The organism is Inhella sp. (assembly GCF_041912635.1).
Lineage (GTDB): Bacteria > Pseudomonadota > Gammaproteobacteria > Burkholderiales > Burkholderiaceae_C > Inhella.
The window spans coordinates 131,341-148,286 of sequence record NZ_JAYRMO010000003.1; the positions used below are offsets into that span (position 1 = coordinate 131,341).

A 16,946-nucleotide genomic window follows, 5' to 3' on the forward strand; every position below is an offset into this window, starting at 1 on the left:
CCCCGATCAGCGCGCCTGCGACAGCAGGAAGTGCGTCAGCAGGCCCACCGGGCGGCCGGTCGCGCCCTTGGCCGCGCCGCCCTTCCAGGCGGTACCGGCGATGTCGAGGTGTCCCCAGCGATAGGCCTTGGCAAATCGCTTCAGGAACATCGCCGCCGTAATGGAACCACCGGCACGCGAACCGACGTTGGCAACATCGGCAAAGTGCGTCTTCAGGCCCTCTTCGTACTCGTCGTCCAGCGGCATGCGCCAGCACAGGTCGAGTGCCTCCTCACCCGCACGGGTGAGCGAGCTCGCCAGCTCGTCGTCGCTGGCGTACATGCCACTGCGCACGCCACCCAGCGCAATGACGCAGGCGCCCGTCAGAGTCGCGACGTCCACCACCACGCTGGGCTTGAAGCGCTCGGCGTAGGTCAGCGCATCGCACAGGATCAGGCGCCCTTCGGCATCGGTGTTCAGGATCTCGATGGTCTGGCCCGACATCGAGGTCACGACGTCACCGGGCTTGACCGCACGACCGCTGGGCATGTTCTCGCAGGCTGGGATCAGCACCACCAGGTTCAGCTTCGGCTTGAGTTCGACGACCGCACGCAGGGTGCCGATCACCGAGGCCGCGCCGCCCATGTCGAACTTCATCTCATCCATCTCGGCGCCAGGCTTGAGCGAGATACCGCCGGTATCGAAGGTGATGCCCTTGCCGACCAGCACCACCGGAGCCTGACCTCGGGGCGCGCCGTCGTAGCGCGCCACGATGAAGCGCAGCGGCTCGTCACCCCCCTGGGCCACCGCCAGGAAGGAGCCCATGCCAAGGCGCTCCACCGCCCGCTTGTCCAGCACCTCAACCTTCAGGCCGTGCTTGCGACCGAGGTCGCGCACGCAGTCGGCCAGGTGGGTGGGCGTGCAGTGATTGGCCGGCCGATTGGCCAGTTCGCGGGCCAACTCGATGCCCTCACCCACCGCCTGGCCGCGCTCGAGCCCCACCCGTGCGGCCTTGGCTTCGACCTTGTCCACCAGCAGGCTGAGCCGTTCGATGCGCGGGTCGTTCGATGCGCTCGGCTTGGTTAGTCGGTATTGGTAGCCCTGCTCGCGCACGGCCAGCACGGCGTGCTCGATCAAGCCTTCGTCAACCGCGCCGCAGCCCACGAAGGCCACGGCCACATGACCGACATTGCGACCCTTGAGCTGGGCCAGGGCAGCGGCCAGGGCGGCACGGGCGGCCTTGACCGACGGCTTGCCCGTCGCGCTCAGCACCAGCCGCGGCGCCTTCACGCCGGCCGCACCCACGAGCATCAGCGCCTTGCCAGCCTTCCAGTCAAAGTCGCCGAGCTTGAGCGCGCCTTTGATGGCCTGCGCCACGGCAGAGTCCAGCTGCGCGGGCACAGCCTCTCCACCCAAGACCACCACCAAGGCATCGGCATTGGCGCCGGACAGTTTGTCAATAGAAATGGTTTGAATTCGGGCGTCCATAATTACGCAACTGAATAAAACCCGCTCATGTTATTCGATACCTCGTTTCGTAGCGATTTGGCACGCAACTTCGGAATCAGTTTGGTGGTGCTGGCCACCATCGTGCTGACGTACGCCCTGATTCGCACGCTCAGCCTCGCTGCCGGCGGCCGCGTGGATCCGGCTGATGTGCTGCTGGCGCTGGCCTTTGCCGGGCTGACGCAACTTCCGGTGGTGCTGGCCCTGGCCTTGTTCATCGCGGTCGTGTCCAGCGTCGGCCGCCTGTACAAGGATTCGGAGATGGCGGTCTGGCTGGCCTGCGGATTGCCGCTGCGCCGCTTTCTCGCGCCCGTGCTGCGCATGGCCTGGCCGGTGCTGCTGGGCCTGGCCGCCTTGCAGCTCTGGGTGTCACCCTGGACCCAGCGGGAAACCGTGCAGATGCGCGAGCGCTACGAGAAGCGCAGCGACCTCTCGCGCGTGGCCCCTGGTCAGTTCCAGAGCTCGCGGGACGGCAGCAAGGTCTTCTTCATCGAACGCGACACCGACACCCCGGGCGTGGGCCGCAATGTGTTCATCCTGACGCAGAAGCCGGGGCAGGAATCGGTCACCACCGCCCAGCACGGCCGCATCGAATGGGATGGCGCCGACCGCTACCTGCTGCTGGAAGCGGGCCAGCGCAGCGAGACCGACCAGGCCGAACAACGCTTTGCACAGGCACGCTTCCAGAGCTATCGCGTCATCGCCGACCGCCAGGTGACGCGCTCGCTGGATGAACTGCCGCCCAAGGCCATGGGCACGCTGGAGTTGTGGCGCTCGCCCGACCCGCGCCACCGGGGCCAGTTGGTCTGGCGCGTGGGCATGGTGCTGGGAGCGCTGAACCTGGCCGTGCTGGGGTTGGGGCTGGCGGCAACCAACCCGCGGCGGCCCAACAACTGGGGCCTGTTGGCCGCGCTGCTGGTGTTCATCATCTACTTCCAGCTGATCAACCTCACCGAGGGCTGGGTGGCACGCGAACGGATGCGCCCGGCGCAGGCGTTGCTAGGCGTGCACGGCAGCGTGGCCGCACTGGCCCTGGGCTTGCTGCTGCTGCGCGATGAGGCGCTGCGTCTCTTTGCTTGGCTGCCGCGGAGGGCTGTGGCATGAAGACCGTGCGTCGTCTGCTCTACCGCGACATGGTGCTGGCGGTGATGTTTGTGGCCGTCGGCTTTCTCGCGCTGTTTTATTTCAACGCCTTCACGGAAGAGATGGATCGCCTGCGGCGCGGCCAGTCGCTGGCACAGGGTGCACTGCTCGCGCTGCTGGAGATGCCCGCGCTCTTCTACGAGGTGTTCCCGATCGCCGTGTTGATCGGCACCATCTTTTCATTGGCGCGGCTGGCTCAGTCCAGCGAATTCACCATCCTGCGCACCGGAGGCCTGGGTCCGGGTCGGGCACTGGGCCTGCTGGCCATCCCGGCGCTCGGCTTTGCGGCCTTGACCTTCGTGATGGGCGATCTGGTCGCCCCCATGGCCGAACGAGTCTCCGAGAGCTTCCGCGCCGAGGTGTCGGGCGGTGTGCTGCAGCGCGCCGGCGGCGCCTGGCTAAAGGACCGACTGGCGGACGAGGAAGGCCAGGAGCGGCTGTACACCGTGCACGTGCGCGGCGCGGCTCTCGACGGGCGGCTGCAAGGCGTGCGGATCTTTCGCTTCGACACCGAGGGGCGCTTGCTGGAACGCTGGGAGGCCGACCAGGGCAGCGTGGACAGCCGTGGTACGTGGCAGCTGGATCAGGCCAGGCGCACGCGCTGGCCCACGCAGGAAGCGCAGGCCATCGAAACCCTGGCGCCCGCTGATCTCAGCTGGCAGAGCCATCTGAGTCTGGGGGTGGTCAGCGCCGCATTGCTGAAGGCCAACACCATGTCCACCTCGGAGCTGTTCCTCTATACGCAACACCTGTCCGGCCAGGAGCAGTCGGCCCAGCGCTATGCCATCCAGTTCTGGCGCAAGGCGCTGTACCCGTTCGCCTGCCTGGTGATGGTGGCGCTGGCTCTGCCTTTTGCCTATCTGCATGCCCGGGCGGGGGGCGTCAGTGCCAAGGTCTTCGGCGGAATCATGCTGGGCATCAGCTTCGTGCTACTGAACAACCTGTCGGGCCACCTCGGCCTGCTGAACAACTGGACCCCCTGGGCGGTGGCGGCGGCGCCCGGATTGCTGTATTTGGGACTTTCTTTGGCCGCCTTCACTTGGCTGGTGCGCTACCGATGAAGCGTGGTCTCCTCCTTGTCGCCCACGGCGCCCGCAACCCGGCCTGGGCTGCACCCTTTGAGCGCTTGCGCGAACGCCTGCAACATGAGCAGCCTGACCGGGCCGTGGCCCTGGCCTTTTTGGAGCTGATGGAGCCTGCCCCCGCGCAGGCACTGCAGCAACTCGCTGCAGCGGGCGTGGGGCGCGTGGAAGTGCTGCCCATGTTCCTGGGCGGCGCCGGCCACGTGCAACGGGATCTGGCCCCGCTGCTGGACACTGCCCGCACGAGCCTGGGTATCGACATCCAGGTGCATGCCGCGCTGGGAGAGCAGGCCGCCATGCTGGACGCGATGACCCAGCTCTGCCTGCGTCTGCTCGAGGCCGGGGAAGCGCCATGAACCTGCAGCAGTTCCGGTTCGTCGCCGAGGCCGCACGCCGCAATCTCAACCTCACCGAGACGGCCAAAGCCCTGCACACCTCGCAGCCCGGCGTGTCCAAGGCCATCCTTGAGCTCGAAGAGGAGCTGGGCGTCGACATCTTCTCGCGTCACGGCAAGCGCCTGCGCCGCATCACCGAACCGGGCGAGCGCGTGCTGCGCTGCATCGACGTGATCCTGCGCGAGGTCGGCAATCTGCGCCGCATCGGCGAAGAGTACTCAAGACAGGACAGCGGCACTCTGTCCATCGCCACCACGCACACCCAGGCCCGCTATGTGCTGCCGGCCCCGCTGGCGCAACTGCGGCGGCAATTCCCCAAGCTGCAGATCGGTCTGCACCAGGGCAACCCGCGTCAGGTGGCGCAGATGGTGCTCGACGAGACCGCCGTTCTGGGTCTGGCCACCGAGTCCCTGGAGGAGTTCGCTGACCTGGTGTCGCTGCCCTGGTATGAGTGGCAGCACGTGGCGGTGCTGCCGCGTGGACATGAGCTGGCCGAGTGCGAAACCATCAGCATGGAGCAGTTGGCGGCCCAGCCCCTGGTGACCTACCACCCCAGCTTCACCGGCCGCACCCGCATCGACAAGGCATTTGCCGCCCGTGCACTGCAACCGCAGGTGGTGCTGGAGGCCATCGACGCCGACGTGATCAAGACTTACGTGCGCTTTGGCCTGGGCGTGGGCATCGTGGCCGAAATGGCCATGCGCGACGACCCGCCCGACGGCGATCTGGTCTCGCGACCGCTCGGCCATCTGTTCGGCAGCAACGTGGCGCGCATCGCCTTCAAGAAGGGCGTGGTGCTGCGCAACCATGTGCTGGTCTTCACCGAGCTGCTGTCAGACCGCCTCTCGGCTCCATTGCTCAAGCGCGCATTGGCTGGCGAAGCCAGCCACTTCGACCTCTGATCAGGCGTCCGGCTCGGGGCTGCGCGTACTGGGCTGCCAGGCCGACGACGCCGTGTTCGGCCAGGTCGCGGCCTCACCCAGCAACTGGTCCACCCGCTTGGCCCCCTTGGCCGCCACTTCCGCCAGGCTGACGATGTTCTTGATCTGGTCCAGCGTGGGCTGGGCAGCGGCCGTGCGCACGTAGAGATTGCCGCGCTGCGTCAACATCACGAAGGGCTGCCCCTGCGCAACAAGGTCCTGGCTGGCCAGGGCCAGCGCATCCGAGAGCGCGTCGTCGCACCAGGCGGCCGCCACTTCCTTGGTCACAGAGCAGACCGAGAAGCGTGCACGTGCCAGCTTGGATTTCCAGTTCTCGATCTGCTGGAACATCACCAACCAGCGCATCTCTTCGGGGGTGTCGGTGTCGATGCGGGTCTGCAGCGTGTCGGTGTAGGCCTCGAACACCGCTTTTTCAAGCACGTCGCGCAACTCGCGCTCGATGGCCATCATCTGCAGTTCCGGGTGCACACCGAGCTCCCAGCGCAAGCGGAGTTCCTGGCCCTCAATGTAGGCCCGCTGCGAAGGCCCCCACTCGATGCGCAGATGCCCGAGCGGGTTCTTGGGCTCGTCGATCAGAAAGCCGTCGCCCTCCTCGTTCTGATCGAAACGAGCCTCGCGCGCCTCCGCCCAGTCGGTGATGGCCTTCCACGCTGCCGCATTGGCGCGCAGCTTCATCCAATGCTTGACCTGTTTGATTACCATGGGTCTGCACACGCCACCGGAGCCAAAGATGCTGGAAGTCTATTCGTGGGCCACGCCGAATGGGCACAAGGTGCACATCATGTTGGAAGAGTGTGGTCTGCCGTACCACGTGCATGGCGTGGACATCGGCAAGGGCGAGCAGTTCGAACCTGAGTTCCTGCGCATCAGCCCGAACAACAAGATCCCGGCGCTGCGCGACCCAGACGGCCCGGATGGCGAGCCCATCACCCTGTTCGAGTCGGGTGCCATCCTGCTCTACCTGGCCGGCAAGACGGGGCGCTTCCTTCCGGCATCGGTCAGCGGCAAGTACGAGGTGCTGCAGTGGCTGATGTTCCAGATGGGCAGCGTGGGACCGATGCTCGGACAGGCGCACCACTTCCGCATCTACGCGCCCCAGAAGATCGACTATGCGATCGAGCGCTACACGAACGAGGCCCGGCGGCTGTACACCGTCATCAACAAGCGGCTCGCCCACAGCCCCTACATCGGGGCGTCCGAGTACTCGATCGCCGACATGGCCATCTGGCCCTGGCTGCGTTCCTGGCGCAACCAGGGTGTGGAGATGGCCGACTTTCCGCACCTCAAGGGCTGGTTCGACGAGATCGACAAGCGGCCGGCGGTGCAGCGCGCACTGACGGTGCTTTCCGAGCGGCGGCGCCCGGTGCTGGATGAGCAGGCCCGCGAGATGCTGTTCGGCAACACCCAGTACAAGCGGCGCTGAAGCCATGCGATTGCGCGCCCTGCTGCTGGTCCTCCCCACGCTGGTGCAGGCCCAGGAAAGCGCGGAGCTGGACCGCGTGACCATCACCGTGGTGCGCGGACAGCTGCGCTCGGTGCATGGCCTGGAGCGCTCGGAGTTTGCGCAGGCCATTCCGGGTACGAGCCCGCTGGCCAGCATGGCGCGGCTGCCCGGCGCCTACTTCCAGGCTGCGGACAGCCTGGGCAACTACGAGTGGTCGGCCCGCTTCGCGCTGCGCGGCTTTTCCCAAAGCCAGCTCGGCTTCACGCTGGATGACGTGCCGCTGGGCGACATGTCCTACGGCAACCACAACGGCCTGCACATCAGCCGGGCCATCGCCAGCGAGAACCTGGCACGCGCCAGCCTTTCCCAGGGCACCGGCGCGCTGGACACCGCCTCCACCAGCAACCTGGGCGGCACGGTGCAGTTCTACTCGCTCGACCCCGCGCCCGAGGCGCGCGTGCAGGCGCGCCTGAGCCTGGGCTCGGACCAACGCCAGCGCCTGCATCTGCGCGCCGACACAGGTCAGTTCGCATGGGGCGCGCTTGGCCTGAGCCTGACCGAGCACCGCGAGGACAAGTGGAAGGCCCAAGGCCGACAGCGCCAGCGCCAATGGAACCTGAAATGGCTGAAGGAAGGCCCGCAATGGCGCGCCAGCGCCTTTCTGAACAGCTCGGACCGGCGCGAGATGGACTACCAGGACTTCTCACTCGACATGCTGCGCCGCCTGGGGCCCGACTGGGACAACTCCTACCCCAACCTGGACGCCGCGCTGCGCGCCTCGCGCGAGTTGTGCGGCAACGGCGGCAAGCCTTATGTCACGCAGTGTGACGACGCCTACTTTGCCGGCAGCGGCCTGCGCAAGGACAAGCTCGGCGGGATCAACCTTGAATGGCGGCCGGCGCCGAACTGGTTGCTGCGTCAGGTCGCCTACGGGCATCGCAATGAGGGCGCGGGGCTCTGGTTCACCCCGTACACACCCTCACCCGACGGCACACCGCTGGCGCTGCGCACCACCGAGTACCGTATTGCCCGCCGCGGCTGGCTGGGCAGCCTGGACTGGGAGGCCGCAGCGCACCAGTGGCGCGCCAGCCTTTGGCTGGAACGCAACCACTTCGACCACGCACGGCGCTTCTATGCCGTCAGCCCGGCGGCGCTGCCCGACCCCTATCAGTTCCCGCGCAATGCCTTCCGCACCGACTGGGATTTCGACTTCGACACCGACACCCTTCAGTACTCCCTGGCCGACACCTGGAGCCTGGCGCCGAACTGGAGCCTGGGCCTGGGCTTCAAGGGCATGCGGGTGGTCACCGACGCAGCACTCGCCACGGGCAGCGACCGCCCGGTCGGTCGCGTCGTCTCCGATCGCCCTTTCCTGCCCCAGGCCGGCCTCGTGCATACGCTCAGCCCGACCGACGAACTGTTCGTCTCCTTCGCTCGCAATGCGCGGGCCTTCCAGGCTGCCGCGGCCGGCACCACGCCCTTCGCCACCACCGCCGCTGGCTTTCAGGCCATCAAGGACCGCCTCCACCCCGAGTCATCAGACAACTGGGAGCTCGGTTGGCGCCGCCACGGCCAGCGCCATCAGGCCTCGCTCGTGCTGTATCGCGTGCATTTCCGCGACCGCTTGCTGAGCGTGCAGGCCGGCAGCGCCATCCAGGGCAACCCCAGCGTGCTGAGCAATGTCGGCGATGTCCGCGGCAGCGGCCTGGAGGCCGCGCTCTCGGCACGCCTGAGCGGTCAGTGGTCCGCCTACGCCAGCCTCAGCCTGGCGCGGGCTCGCTACCTCGACGATGTGATCAGCGGCAGCACCCGCGTGCCGACGCAGGGCAAGCGCGTGGTGGACAGCCCCGAGCGCATGCTCAAGGCCGGGCTGGGCTACCAGCAGGGCCCGGTCAGCCTGAACCTTGGCCTGGACGCGATCTCGCGCCGCTACTACAGCTACACCAATGACGCCAGCGTGCCCGGGCAAGCGCTTTGGCATGCACAGGCGGCCTACCGCTTCGGCACGGTGGGCGCGCTCCAGGGCGTGCGACTGAGCCTGGCGGTGCAGAACCTCGGCAATCGCCGCGGCATCGCGACGCTGGGCTCGAACGGCTTCGTCAACAACGACGCGCTCGGCCAGGCGCAGACCTTGTTGCCAGGCGCGCCGCGCCAGTTGAGCCTGGGCCTGGAGGGCAGCTTCTGAGCGGGAAGACTTGGCCCGACGGGAGGGACTCGAACCCCCGACCTGCTGCTTAGAAGGCAGCTGCTCTATCCGGTTGAGCTACCGTCGGAAAGGATGAAGGGGCTCTCCCGAGCCCCTTCGCATTGTGCCGTGTGGCTCAGGCCCTCATCAGGCCAACAGCACGTTGATGATGGCGTTGCCGATGCCCATCAACGCGGCACCCGAGATCAGGCCGGCGCAGATCGGCTCCAAGCCTTCGACCCACAGGCGGTGGCCGGGGGTGCCGGCGGTCTTGTGTTTGCGGCCCAGCAGCCAGAACACCAGCGCGCCCACAAACATGGCCAGCGTGCTTTCCGGCGGCAGCACCACACCCAGGCCGATGGCCACGGCCGAGAGGCCGAACTTGCCCTTGGTCTTGATGCGCAGCACCTCAATCACCAGCGCGGCCACCGCAGCAAAGGCCATCGACAGCACCGCCGAGGTCGGCAGGCCCTTCAGGCCCTTGGCGATGATCTCGGCCACACCCTTCCACTGCAGCGCGGCGGGCATCGCGAACTGGTCGCTAACCAGGGTCGTGACGCTGCGCACGCCATTCGCATCGGGCGGCAGGAACAGCAGGAAGAACAGCGGCACGCAGCAGAGCACGCCGGCCAAATTGCCGATCACGTGGCCGATGGCCTGGTGACGCGGCTTGCCGCCCAGCATGTAGCCGGGCTTGATGTCGGACAGCAGGTTGGCGGCGTTGGAGGCGATCTCCGAGGTCATGGCCGCGGGCAGCAGGTTGGAGCCGGGGTTGCTGCGATCGATCGCGCCCATAGTGAACTGGGTGATCTTGGCAAGCGAGCCGGTCGGCGTCCAGGAGGTCAGCGCCATCGAGTTCGTGCAAATCAGGGTCAGCACAAAGATCAGCGGCAGCGAAACCAGGGCGATCCAGAAAGGCACGCCGAAAAACATGTGGGTGACCCAGGAGCCGAGCACCGAGAACAGCGGCACGCCGATGTAGCTGATCCACATCGGCACCTCGATGTCCTTGAGCACGTCGCTGCCCTTGCCGCCGTCCTTCTTCTTGCCCAGGCTCTTGAAGGCCGAGGTGAAGATTTCCGGCTTGGCTGCCAGGCTCACCATGGCACCCGTCACCATCATCGTGACGCCCCACCACAGCGACCACTGGTTGACGATCTCGGCCCGGTTCAGCGGAATCGCCTTGCCATCCGCGGCGATGCGCGGCGCGATGTCACCCAGCTGGATCATCAGCGGAGCCAGCACACCGAAGTTGATCAACGCGCCCAGCAGGCAGCTGGTGGCCACGGCAATGCCCATCAGGCCGCCCACGCCCAGCATGGCGGCGTCCAGCGTCAGGCGCAGGCCAAGTTGGCGGACGTCGGTCCCCAGGATGGTCGGGATCCAGCCCTCGGCCTTGGCGGCCCAGGCGTAGTAGTACTGGTCCAGGCGCTCCTGGAAGTGCCAGGGCTCCTTCATGCCGGCCCACTTGTCCATGGCCAGCAGCTTGAACTGCACCAGCTTCATCCAGCCATCGCTGACGATGGCCTGGTAGAGCGCCGTCAGGCCGCCGACGACACCGAGCAGCTTGGCCTTGAACACGCCCTCACTGCCCTCGCCGTGGTAGAGCGAATCGAGCACCACCCCGCAGGCCCGCCCTTCCGGGAACGGCGCCTGGTCTTCGTTGATGAACTTGCGCTTCATCGGGAAGGCCAGCAGCACGCCGATGGCCGAGACCACAAAGATCCAGATCATCAGCTGCCACCAGGTCGGGATGACGCCAGTGACCAACATATAGGCCGCCAGGCTGGAGAACAGCGGCGAAACCACATAGCCGGCCGCGGTGGCGATCGACTGGGTGCAGTTGTTTTCCAGGATGGTGTAGTCCCGCGCCATGCCGCTGGCGGCGATGGCACGGAACAGCGCGAAGGCCAGGATCACCGAGGTCAGACCGACGCCGATGCCGATGCCGGTCTTGGCACCGATGTACAGACCCGTGGCGGACAGGATGCCGCCGAGCAGAAAGCCGGTCAGGCCTGAGCGCAGGGTCAGCTGCGCCATGTCGGCCTTGTAGACGTTCTCCAGCCACCAACGGTCTTTTTGCTCGCGGCTCCAGGTCTGGACTTGCTCGTCGGTCAGGTGCAAGAGGGCCATGTTGTCCTCAGGGTTAATCCGGAGTTCGGATCGCGCATGCGAAAAGAGGACCTTGTGGGTCCTCTTGGCATCAACGCAACGATGAATCGAAAATTTTGGTCGGGGCGAGAGGATTCGAACCTCCGACCCTCTGCTCCCAAAGCAGATGCGCTACCAGACTGCGCTACACCCCGACGAAGCCCGCCATTGTAGGGGGCTTCGCTACATGCACCCGTTCGACCTCATTCCGGCGCCTCGTGCAGCTGGCCATCCGCGCTGATGAAGGCCCCCCGCACGCGCTGGTCGGGCTCCATGGCACGCAGCGCGCCCAGGTAGCGGCGCATCTGCTCCAGGTACTCGGGCACCTTCAGGGGCGCCGGATGCAGCTTGTAGTCCAGCACCCACCAGCAGGGCTGCCCATCGGGTTCGCGCCGACACACCAGCCGGTCCAGCCGAATCTCCCGGCCCTCGTCCAGCAGAGCGACTTCATTGCCGGCCCATAGCAAGCTCTCACCCGCCAGCCAGGGTGCCAGCGCGGCCGACCCCAACACGCCCTGGACCCAATCGGCCAACGCCTTCTGGCCACGCGCATCCAGGCCGTACATCTGGCTGCTGGAGGCCAGCCACTGGGGCAGCTGGCTGCGCGGTGCGCCGGGCTGGGTGGCCCACTCCATGACCCGGTGAAAGGCCTCGCCCAGGCTCGCGGCACGCGGGTCATCGGCCGCGCCCGGTGCCGCCTCGGCGGGCGCCTCGGTGCGTGGCGGCAGCGCGGGCAGGACCGGCAGCGCCGGCGCCATCAGGGGCTGGCTGAGCGGTGGCGTATCGGAGGGCTGCCACGGCAAGGCCAGGCCGCTGCCGGTCACCAGAGCCCAGGGGCTGCTGGCAGGACCGCTGCGGGCCGAGGGCGTCCGACTGAGGATGAGCTGGCGGCGCGCGCGCGTCAGCGCCACGTACAGGCCGTTGAGCTCCTCACGGCGTCGCTGGGCCAGCTCTTCCTCCATGGCCGCTGCCAGCGCGGGCGGCGGGCGTGATTCGCTGGCCAGAAAGGCCACACGACTGGGCCGCGGCTGCTCCACCGGCCACTCGATGAGCAATGTGGTGCTTTGCGCCCGTGCCGGTGCGGCATCGGCGTCCACCAGGATCACCGTGTCCGACTCCAAGCCCTTTGCACCGTGGATGGTCAGCAGCTGCACGCCCTGACCGCTGGCGCGCACCGGCACCTTGATGGTCCGCTGCCTGAGCGCCCGCACGAAGCCGTACAGGCTCCAGTAGCGCCCACCGTCCAAGTTCAGCGCCTGGTCCAGCAGGGCATCGATACCCGCCCAGCGCGGCGCCAGCAGTGCGACCGGCAGCCGCGCCGCCACGCGGGCCTTGAACTGGCCCTCGGTCAGCACACGCTGCAGAGCCTCGAAGGCCGGCAGGGCCGGCAGCTCGGCGCACCAACGCGCCAGCAACTCGCGCGCTGGCGAAAGCCCCAAGGCGTCTGCCTGCTCAGGCGGCAAAGCCAGCAGGGTGGGCAGCCAAGCCGCTCCCGCGGCGGCCGCCTGCAGGCCCATCAGCGCCGCCTCGTCCACGCCGAACAGCGCACTGCGCAACACCCGAGCGAGCGCCAGATCATGCTGGGGCGACGCCAGCAGCTCACACAAGGCCAGCAGGTCCTGCACCTCGGGCTGCTCGGCCAGCACCTGCTCTTCCGGGGTTTCGTGCGCGATGCCCAGCGCACGCAGGCCTTCGGCCACGGCGGCCAGGGCGTCGCGGCGCCGCGCCAGCACCATCAGCTGCTTCGCTTCATGGCCCTGTTGCAGCAGCTGCGCCAGCACGGCCGCCACGCGCCGCCCCTCGGCACTGCGTCGCGCTTCTTCCGCTTCGGTACGGGCGCGCTCCAGGCTGGGGCGCCAAGCGTCCGGCTCGGTGTCCTCCTGGGTCAAGGCTTCGGTAGCGGGTGCATCCAACAACCAGATCGAGCCCTCTGCCGGGCTGTCGCCGCTGTGCGGGCGAAAGCCGGCGTAAGCCCCCGCGTCCTGCAGGCCGCCGAACACGGCATTCACCAGCGCCCGCACGGCGGGGCCGTTGCGACGGGTGTGATCGCAGGCCAGGCGGTGCCCGCCCAAGCCTTCGACGACAAACCGCGCCGCAGCCTCGAACACGCGCGGCTCGGCACGGCGGAAGCGGTAAATGCTTTGCTTGGGGTCGCCCACCAGGAAGAGCTGCAGGCTGCGGCCCCCACCGGCACCGGCATAGGCTGAGAGCCAGGCCTGCAGCGCCTGCCACTGCAGCGGGCTGGTGTCCTGGAACTCGTCGATCAGGAGGTGGCGTACCTGCAGATCCAATTGCTGCTGCAACCAGCCGCTGGCACCGCTGTCGGCCAGCAAGGCCGTGGCGCCGCGCTCCAGATCGCCCATGTCCACGCAGCCGCGCTCGCGCTTGAGCGCCGCGAACTCCTCGGCCTGCGCGCGGGCCAGCGCCGCCAATGCTTCGTGGTCGCGGGCGGCATGCCATTGCTGGCGGTCGCGCTGCAGCTGTTCCAGCTCCGCCGTCAGCTCCGCGAGGCCCGCCACCTCGCCCAGCTTGCGTGGACTGCCCGTCTGCGTAAAAAGCGCCTGCCAGGCCCGCGCAAAGCCGACCTGCGCCTGTGGTTGGGCCAGCGCATCCACCAGGCCCTGGGCCGCCTCCTGCGCCTTGACCTTGCCCTGCCCCAAGGCGCGCGCCAGCTCCTGCAGCGCCGGCTGCAGGAGCGGCCAGATGTGCAAGGGATCGTCGGCCCTACCGCCCGGGTAGGGCACGGAATCGCCCAGCACCGGGGCACCGAGTTCCAGCTCGACCCGCTTGTCGAGCGCCGCCTGCAACCATTCCGCCAGGCGCCGCGGCCCATGACGGGCGGCCAGCGCAAGGTAGTGCGCCTGCAGCGTCGGGTCGCGCCGCACACGTGCGCGCAGGCGCCGGCCGAGCGACTGGTCGAGCTCGCTGCTGTCCTCGATGAGGCGCAGCTCGGGGGCTAGCCCGAGCGACTGCAATAGGGTCAGCGGGGCCCCGCGCAGCAGCTGCGCAAACCAGGCATGGAAGGTATGCACCTCCACCGGCCGGCCCCCTTCGAGCAAGCGCGCCTGCAGGCCTTGCAGCGCGGGCTCCAGTGCTTGCGCCTGGGCGGCCTCCAGCCCCCGCTGCTGCAGGGCCAGCAGGCGCTCTTCGCGGCTGCAACGCGCAAACTGATCCAGCCACTCGTCCAGGCGGCCGCGCATCTCGGCCGCAGCCTTGCGCGTGAAGGTGATCGCCACGATCTGCTGCGGCTCGGCGCCTTCCAGCAGGGCGCGCAGCATGCGCGACACCAGCATCCAGGTCTTGCCGGCACCGGCGCATGCCTCTACCACCACCGAACCCTGGGGCGAGCAGGCGCGGGCATAGAAGCGCTCGGCGGCCACGGGCGCGCCGTCAATGCGATAGCCGGCCGCACTCATGGCGAACTCCAATCGTCGCGGCGGCACAGGCCACGCACCTCGCAATGGGCGCAGGCCGCGCCCTCCCCCAAGGCCACCAGGGGCGCGCCCGCATGCAGGGCCAGCAAGTCATCGGCCAGGCCGGCGCGCAGCCGAGCTGCGCTGCGCGCCACTTCCGGGTGGGGAAGGAGCGCCATCTCGCCCTGGGCGTCCAAGCCAAGGTAGGCCGCTTCGTCGAGCGGCTCACCGAGGTCCTGCAGCAGCGCCTGGTAGAAGGGCAGCTGCGTGTCTTCCTGCGGCTCCCGCAGGCGCTCCTTGAGCCCGCTGACGGAGCCGGTCTTGTAGTCCAGCAGGCGCCGCTGCGGGCCGCTGTCGATGCGATCGGCCACACCCACCCACTCCACCGCATGGAGCGGCGCCTCGGGCCACGGCCGGCTGCTCAGGGCGCGCTCGCGGTCCTGCACTTGGGCGCCGCGTGCCAGCTCCGCACACCACCAGCGCAAATAGGGCTCGCGCCAGCGCTCCAGCAGGGCCAGCAAACCAAGCGCATCGGCATCCGAGAGCCCCAGCTCCTCCAGGGCGCCAGTCACGGCAGCCTGCCAGCGCACCGGCGCCTGCTCGGGCTCGAAGGGCTCGGCGTGCAACAGCGCCAGCACGCGGTGCAACCAGGCGCCCCAGTCGCGGCCGTCGGGATCCAGGTCGAGCTCCTCGGCCAACGCCAGACCCAGGCGGCGCTGGGCAAAGAAGCGATAGGGGCAGACGCGCAGCGCTTCGGCCGCGGCGGCACTCAGGCGCGTGGGCAGCCAGCCGGGCGTGGCCGCCTGCGCGCGCCCGATGGGCACAGGCGGCAGGCTCAGGCGGGCGCGGTCGTCGGCTTCGTCCGGCAACGGGGGCCACTGGGCCAGCAGGCGCTGGATGGCCCAGCCCCACTCCAGTGCCGCCCCTCCTTCCGACGCCGCCCGCAGCAGCAGCACCTGCGGCGCGCGCAGCAGATGGCACACCGATTCCCATTGCTGCTGCTGGGCCAGGGCGCGGTGCGGCAGCCCCAGCTCGGCAGCCACTGCATCCGGCAGCAGGGCGGGCGCCACCCGGCCCAGCGCCATCGCGCCTTGATCGCAGCCGGCCAGCAGCACCAGGTCGAAGGGCCGCAACAGCGCACGCGCCAGCGGCGTGATGACGAGTTGGGGCCGCTCGCTGCGCTGACCGCTGCCCACGGCATTGCGCAACCGCTCATCCACCCAGGCCAACCACTCGCCGGCATCAACGCGCAGCTCCAGCAGGGCCTGCTCGGCCGCACTGCCGGGCCAGGGGTTTCGGGTCAGCCACAGGGCCTCGCCGAGATCGCTCAGCCCCGGCAGGCTGCCAAGGCGTTCGTCCAGCTTGCAGCGTTCGCGCAGCACTTCGCGCAAGCCCAGCAGCCACAGGCTGAGGCTGCGCGGCGCACCGTCCAGACGCGCCAGGCAATCCCTTGCCAACAGCCAGGCCGCACGGGCCGGCTCAGGCAAGCGCGACGGCGCCAGACCACGCCACTGGGCACAGCCATTGCGGCGCGCCCAAGCCTCCAGGGCATTCACATCGGCCGCCGCCACTGCCGCAGGGGCCAGCGGGCCCTTCAACCAAGCCAGCAACTCGTCCATGCTGCCGCCAAGGGCGGCCCGCAGCAGGTGCATCAAGGCCGCCGCTGGCGCTTGGGCGGACAGGGTGGCGCCGGTCTCATCGGCCATGCGCAGGCCGTAGGGCGCGAGCAGGGCCAGCACACGCCGAACCAGCGAGCGGTCCAGCGCGATCAGCGCCGTGCACTGCCCCTGAGCGGCCCCCTCCAGGATCTGCTGCGCACAGCGTGACGCCATGTCCTGGGCATCGGGCGCGATGGCCTGCCTCACGCGCGGCTGTGCCGCGTGCAACCACGCCGTCGAGGCGCCGTCGGCGTTCAGCACCCAGTGGGGCACACCGCTTTGACCCAGCACCGCACGCGCCAGCTGATCGGCTTGGGCGACTTCGAGCAGGATCCAGGCCTTGGCCGGGTATTGGAACAGGGCGTCGGTGGCCGGCGCGGGAGCCGTTTGGGCCCAGGCCAGGGCCACCTGTGCCAGCAAGCTCTCCCAAGCCGGCGCGCCAGCAGCTTGCAGGGCCTGAAAGCGCTGGCTGGCTAGGCGCCACCAGGCGTCACGGTGCGGCGGCGCCTGCTCCGCTGCGCGGGCCACGAGGGCCTGCGTCAGCTCCACCAAGCGCTCGCACATCAGGCTCAACCCCCGCGGACCGCCGGGCAAATCCTTCACCTGCAGCCCTTGCGCCAGCAGCAGCTGGCGTGCCACCAGGGCATCCGTGGCGGCATCGCCACTGGGTTGCCCGGGCGCCGGCAGTGGGCTGGGGCCCAGGGCGGAAGCCAGGCTGCGCGTGGTTTCAATGCGCGGCGCCCAGCCCGCGCCAAAGGCCTTGCGGGCCAGCGGCAGTTGCTGGACAAAGGGCAGCAGCAGCACGGCGTCGCGCGGAGCAATCCCCACTTCCTGCAAACGCCCCCGAACCCACTGCGCCAGCTGACGCCAAAACGATTCCACTCCGGCCGGTTCCGGCCAGGCCTGCCAGCCCTGCACCCTCTCTCCTTGCGGGCCGCTCAACGCCCCTGAATCGGCCTACGGATCCAGTACCTGTAGGCCTTGTGTAAGAATCATTCTGCCCTCGGCCATGGGGCTCGCCCGGCTGCAGTGGCGCGGTGATTTGGCGC

The 16,946-nt window shown here is 68.6% G+C and carries 11 protein-coding genes and 2 tRNA genes; 6 read left to right on the forward strand and 7 right to left on the reverse strand.

Annotation, left to right across the window (positions count from 1 at the left end):
- Nucleotides 1-6: 6 nt before the first annotated feature.
- Complete coding sequence (locus tag ACE3QP_RS02695; protein WP_374433380.1) at nucleotides 7-1,467, reverse strand: leucyl aminopeptidase; 1,461 nt, start codon at nucleotides 1,465-1,467, stop codon at nucleotides 7-9.
- A 27-nt stretch (nucleotides 1,468-1,494) separates the two neighbouring features.
- On the opposite strand from ACE3QP_RS02695, the gene lptF reads away from it, so the two are divergent.
- Genes lptF through ACE3QP_RS02715 form a run of 4 tightly spaced genes read left to right on the forward strand, consistent with a single transcriptional unit; the run spans nucleotide 1,495 to nucleotide 5,007 of the window.
- Nucleotides 1,495-2,589 (forward strand): LPS export ABC transporter permease LptF, encoded by a 1,095-nt coding sequence (gene lptF / locus ACE3QP_RS02700; RefSeq protein ID WP_374433382.1) that lies wholly within the window; start codon nucleotides 1,495-1,497, stop codon nucleotides 2,587-2,589.
- Nucleotides 2,586-3,689, forward strand: a complete 1,104-nt coding sequence (lptG, locus tag ACE3QP_RS02705) for an LPS export ABC transporter permease LptG (RefSeq protein ID WP_374433383.1) — start codon at nucleotides 2,586-2,588, stop codon at nucleotides 3,687-3,689. Before lptF ends, lptG begins: the two co-directional genes overlap by 4 nt.
- Complete coding sequence (locus tag ACE3QP_RS02710; protein WP_374433385.1) at nucleotides 3,686-4,066, forward strand: sirohydrochlorin chelatase; 381 nt, start codon at nucleotides 3,686-3,688, stop codon at nucleotides 4,064-4,066. Before lptG ends, ACE3QP_RS02710 begins: the two co-directional genes overlap by 4 nt.
- Nucleotides 4,063-5,007 carry a CysB family HTH-type transcriptional regulator gene (locus tag ACE3QP_RS02715; RefSeq protein ID WP_374433386.1) on the forward strand — a complete coding sequence of 315 codons (945 nt, stop codon included), beginning with the start codon at nucleotides 4,063-4,065 and terminating at the stop codon, nucleotides 5,005-5,007. Before ACE3QP_RS02710 ends, ACE3QP_RS02715 begins: the two co-directional genes overlap by 4 nt.
- Here ACE3QP_RS02715 and ACE3QP_RS02720 read toward each other — a convergent pair whose 3' ends face one another.
- Nucleotides 5,008-5,748: a hypothetical protein gene (locus tag ACE3QP_RS02720; protein WP_198109944.1), complete on the reverse strand. Its 741-nt coding sequence runs from the start codon at nucleotides 5,746-5,748 to the stop codon at nucleotides 5,008-5,010.
- Between the two features lie 28 nt (nucleotides 5,749-5,776).
- Between ACE3QP_RS02720 and ACE3QP_RS02725 the strand changes: the two genes are divergently transcribed.
- Both ACE3QP_RS02725 and ACE3QP_RS02730 read left to right on the forward strand, forming a co-directional pair.
- Nucleotides 5,777-6,469, forward strand: coding sequence for a glutathione S-transferase N-terminal domain-containing protein (locus ACE3QP_RS02725; protein WP_374433389.1), 693 nt, complete (start codon nucleotides 5,777-5,779; stop codon nucleotides 6,467-6,469).
- Between the two features lie 4 nt (nucleotides 6,470-6,473).
- The gene (locus tag ACE3QP_RS02730) at nucleotides 6,474-8,675 is read left to right on the forward strand and encodes a TonB-dependent receptor (protein ID WP_374433391.1); all 2,202 of its coding nucleotides are present in this window, start codon (nucleotides 6,474-6,476) and stop codon (nucleotides 8,673-8,675) included.
- A gap of 11 nt (nucleotides 8,676-8,686) precedes the next feature.
- Here the strand turns inward: ACE3QP_RS02730 and ACE3QP_RS02735 are convergent.
- The 5 genes from ACE3QP_RS02735 to ACE3QP_RS02755 form a co-directional block, all read right to left on the reverse strand.
- Nucleotides 8,687-8,763: transfer RNA gene (locus ACE3QP_RS02735), tRNA-Arg, on the reverse strand.
- 59 nt (nucleotides 8,764-8,822) lie between these two features.
- Nucleotides 8,823-10,808 (reverse strand): OPT family oligopeptide transporter, encoded by a 1,986-nt coding sequence (locus ACE3QP_RS02740; protein ID WP_374433393.1) that lies wholly within the window; start codon nucleotides 10,806-10,808, stop codon nucleotides 8,823-8,825.
- 96 nt (nucleotides 10,809-10,904) lie between these two features.
- Nucleotides 10,905-10,981, reverse strand: a tRNA-Pro gene (locus tag ACE3QP_RS02745).
- Between the two features lie 48 nt (nucleotides 10,982-11,029).
- Nucleotides 11,030-14,242: a UvrD-helicase domain-containing protein gene (locus ACE3QP_RS02750; RefSeq protein ID WP_374433395.1), complete on the reverse strand. Its 3,213-nt coding sequence runs from the start codon at nucleotides 14,240-14,242 to the stop codon at nucleotides 11,030-11,032.
- Nucleotides 14,239-16,725 carry a PD-(D/E)XK nuclease family protein gene (locus ACE3QP_RS02755; protein ID WP_374433397.1) on the reverse strand — a complete coding sequence of 829 codons (2,487 nt, stop codon included), beginning with the start codon at nucleotides 16,723-16,725 and terminating at the stop codon, nucleotides 14,239-14,241. The genes ACE3QP_RS02750 and ACE3QP_RS02755 overlap by 4 nt, the downstream gene beginning before the upstream one ends.
- Nucleotides 16,726-16,946: the final 221 nt, after the last annotated feature.

Excerpts from the sequence above, each read along its gene's own strand:
- ACE3QP_RS02695 (WP_374433380.1), bottom strand. The coding sequence starts at position 1,467 with ATGGACGCCCGAATTCAAACCATTTCTATTGACAAACTGTCCGGCGCC.
- lptF (WP_374433382.1), top strand. The coding sequence starts at position 1,495 with ATGTTATTCGATACCTCGTTTCGTAGCGATTTGGCACGCAACTTCGGA.
- lptG (WP_374433383.1), top strand. The coding sequence starts at position 2,586 with ATGAAGACCGTGCGTCGTCTGCTCTACCGCGACATGGTGCTGGCGGTG.
- ACE3QP_RS02710 (WP_374433385.1), top strand. The coding sequence starts at position 3,686 with ATGAAGCGTGGTCTCCTCCTTGTCGCCCACGGCGCCCGCAACCCGGCC.
- ACE3QP_RS02715 (WP_374433386.1), top strand. The coding sequence starts at position 4,063 with ATGAACCTGCAGCAGTTCCGGTTCGTCGCCGAGGCCGCACGCCGCAAT.
- ACE3QP_RS02720 (WP_198109944.1), bottom strand. The coding sequence starts at position 5,748 with ATGGTAATCAAACAGGTCAAGCATTGGATGAAGCTGCGCGCCAATGCG.
- ACE3QP_RS02725 (WP_374433389.1), top strand. The coding sequence starts at position 5,777 with ATGCTGGAAGTCTATTCGTGGGCCACGCCGAATGGGCACAAGGTGCAC.
- ACE3QP_RS02730 (WP_374433391.1), top strand. The coding sequence starts at position 6,474 with ATGCGATTGCGCGCCCTGCTGCTGGTCCTCCCCACGCTGGTGCAGGCC.
- ACE3QP_RS02740 (WP_374433393.1), bottom strand. The coding sequence starts at position 10,808 with ATGGCCCTCTTGCACCTGACCGACGAGCAAGTCCAGACCTGGAGCCGC.
- ACE3QP_RS02750 (WP_374433395.1), bottom strand. The coding sequence starts at position 14,242 with ATGAGTGCGGCCGGCTATCGCATTGACGGCGCGCCCGTGGCCGCCGAG.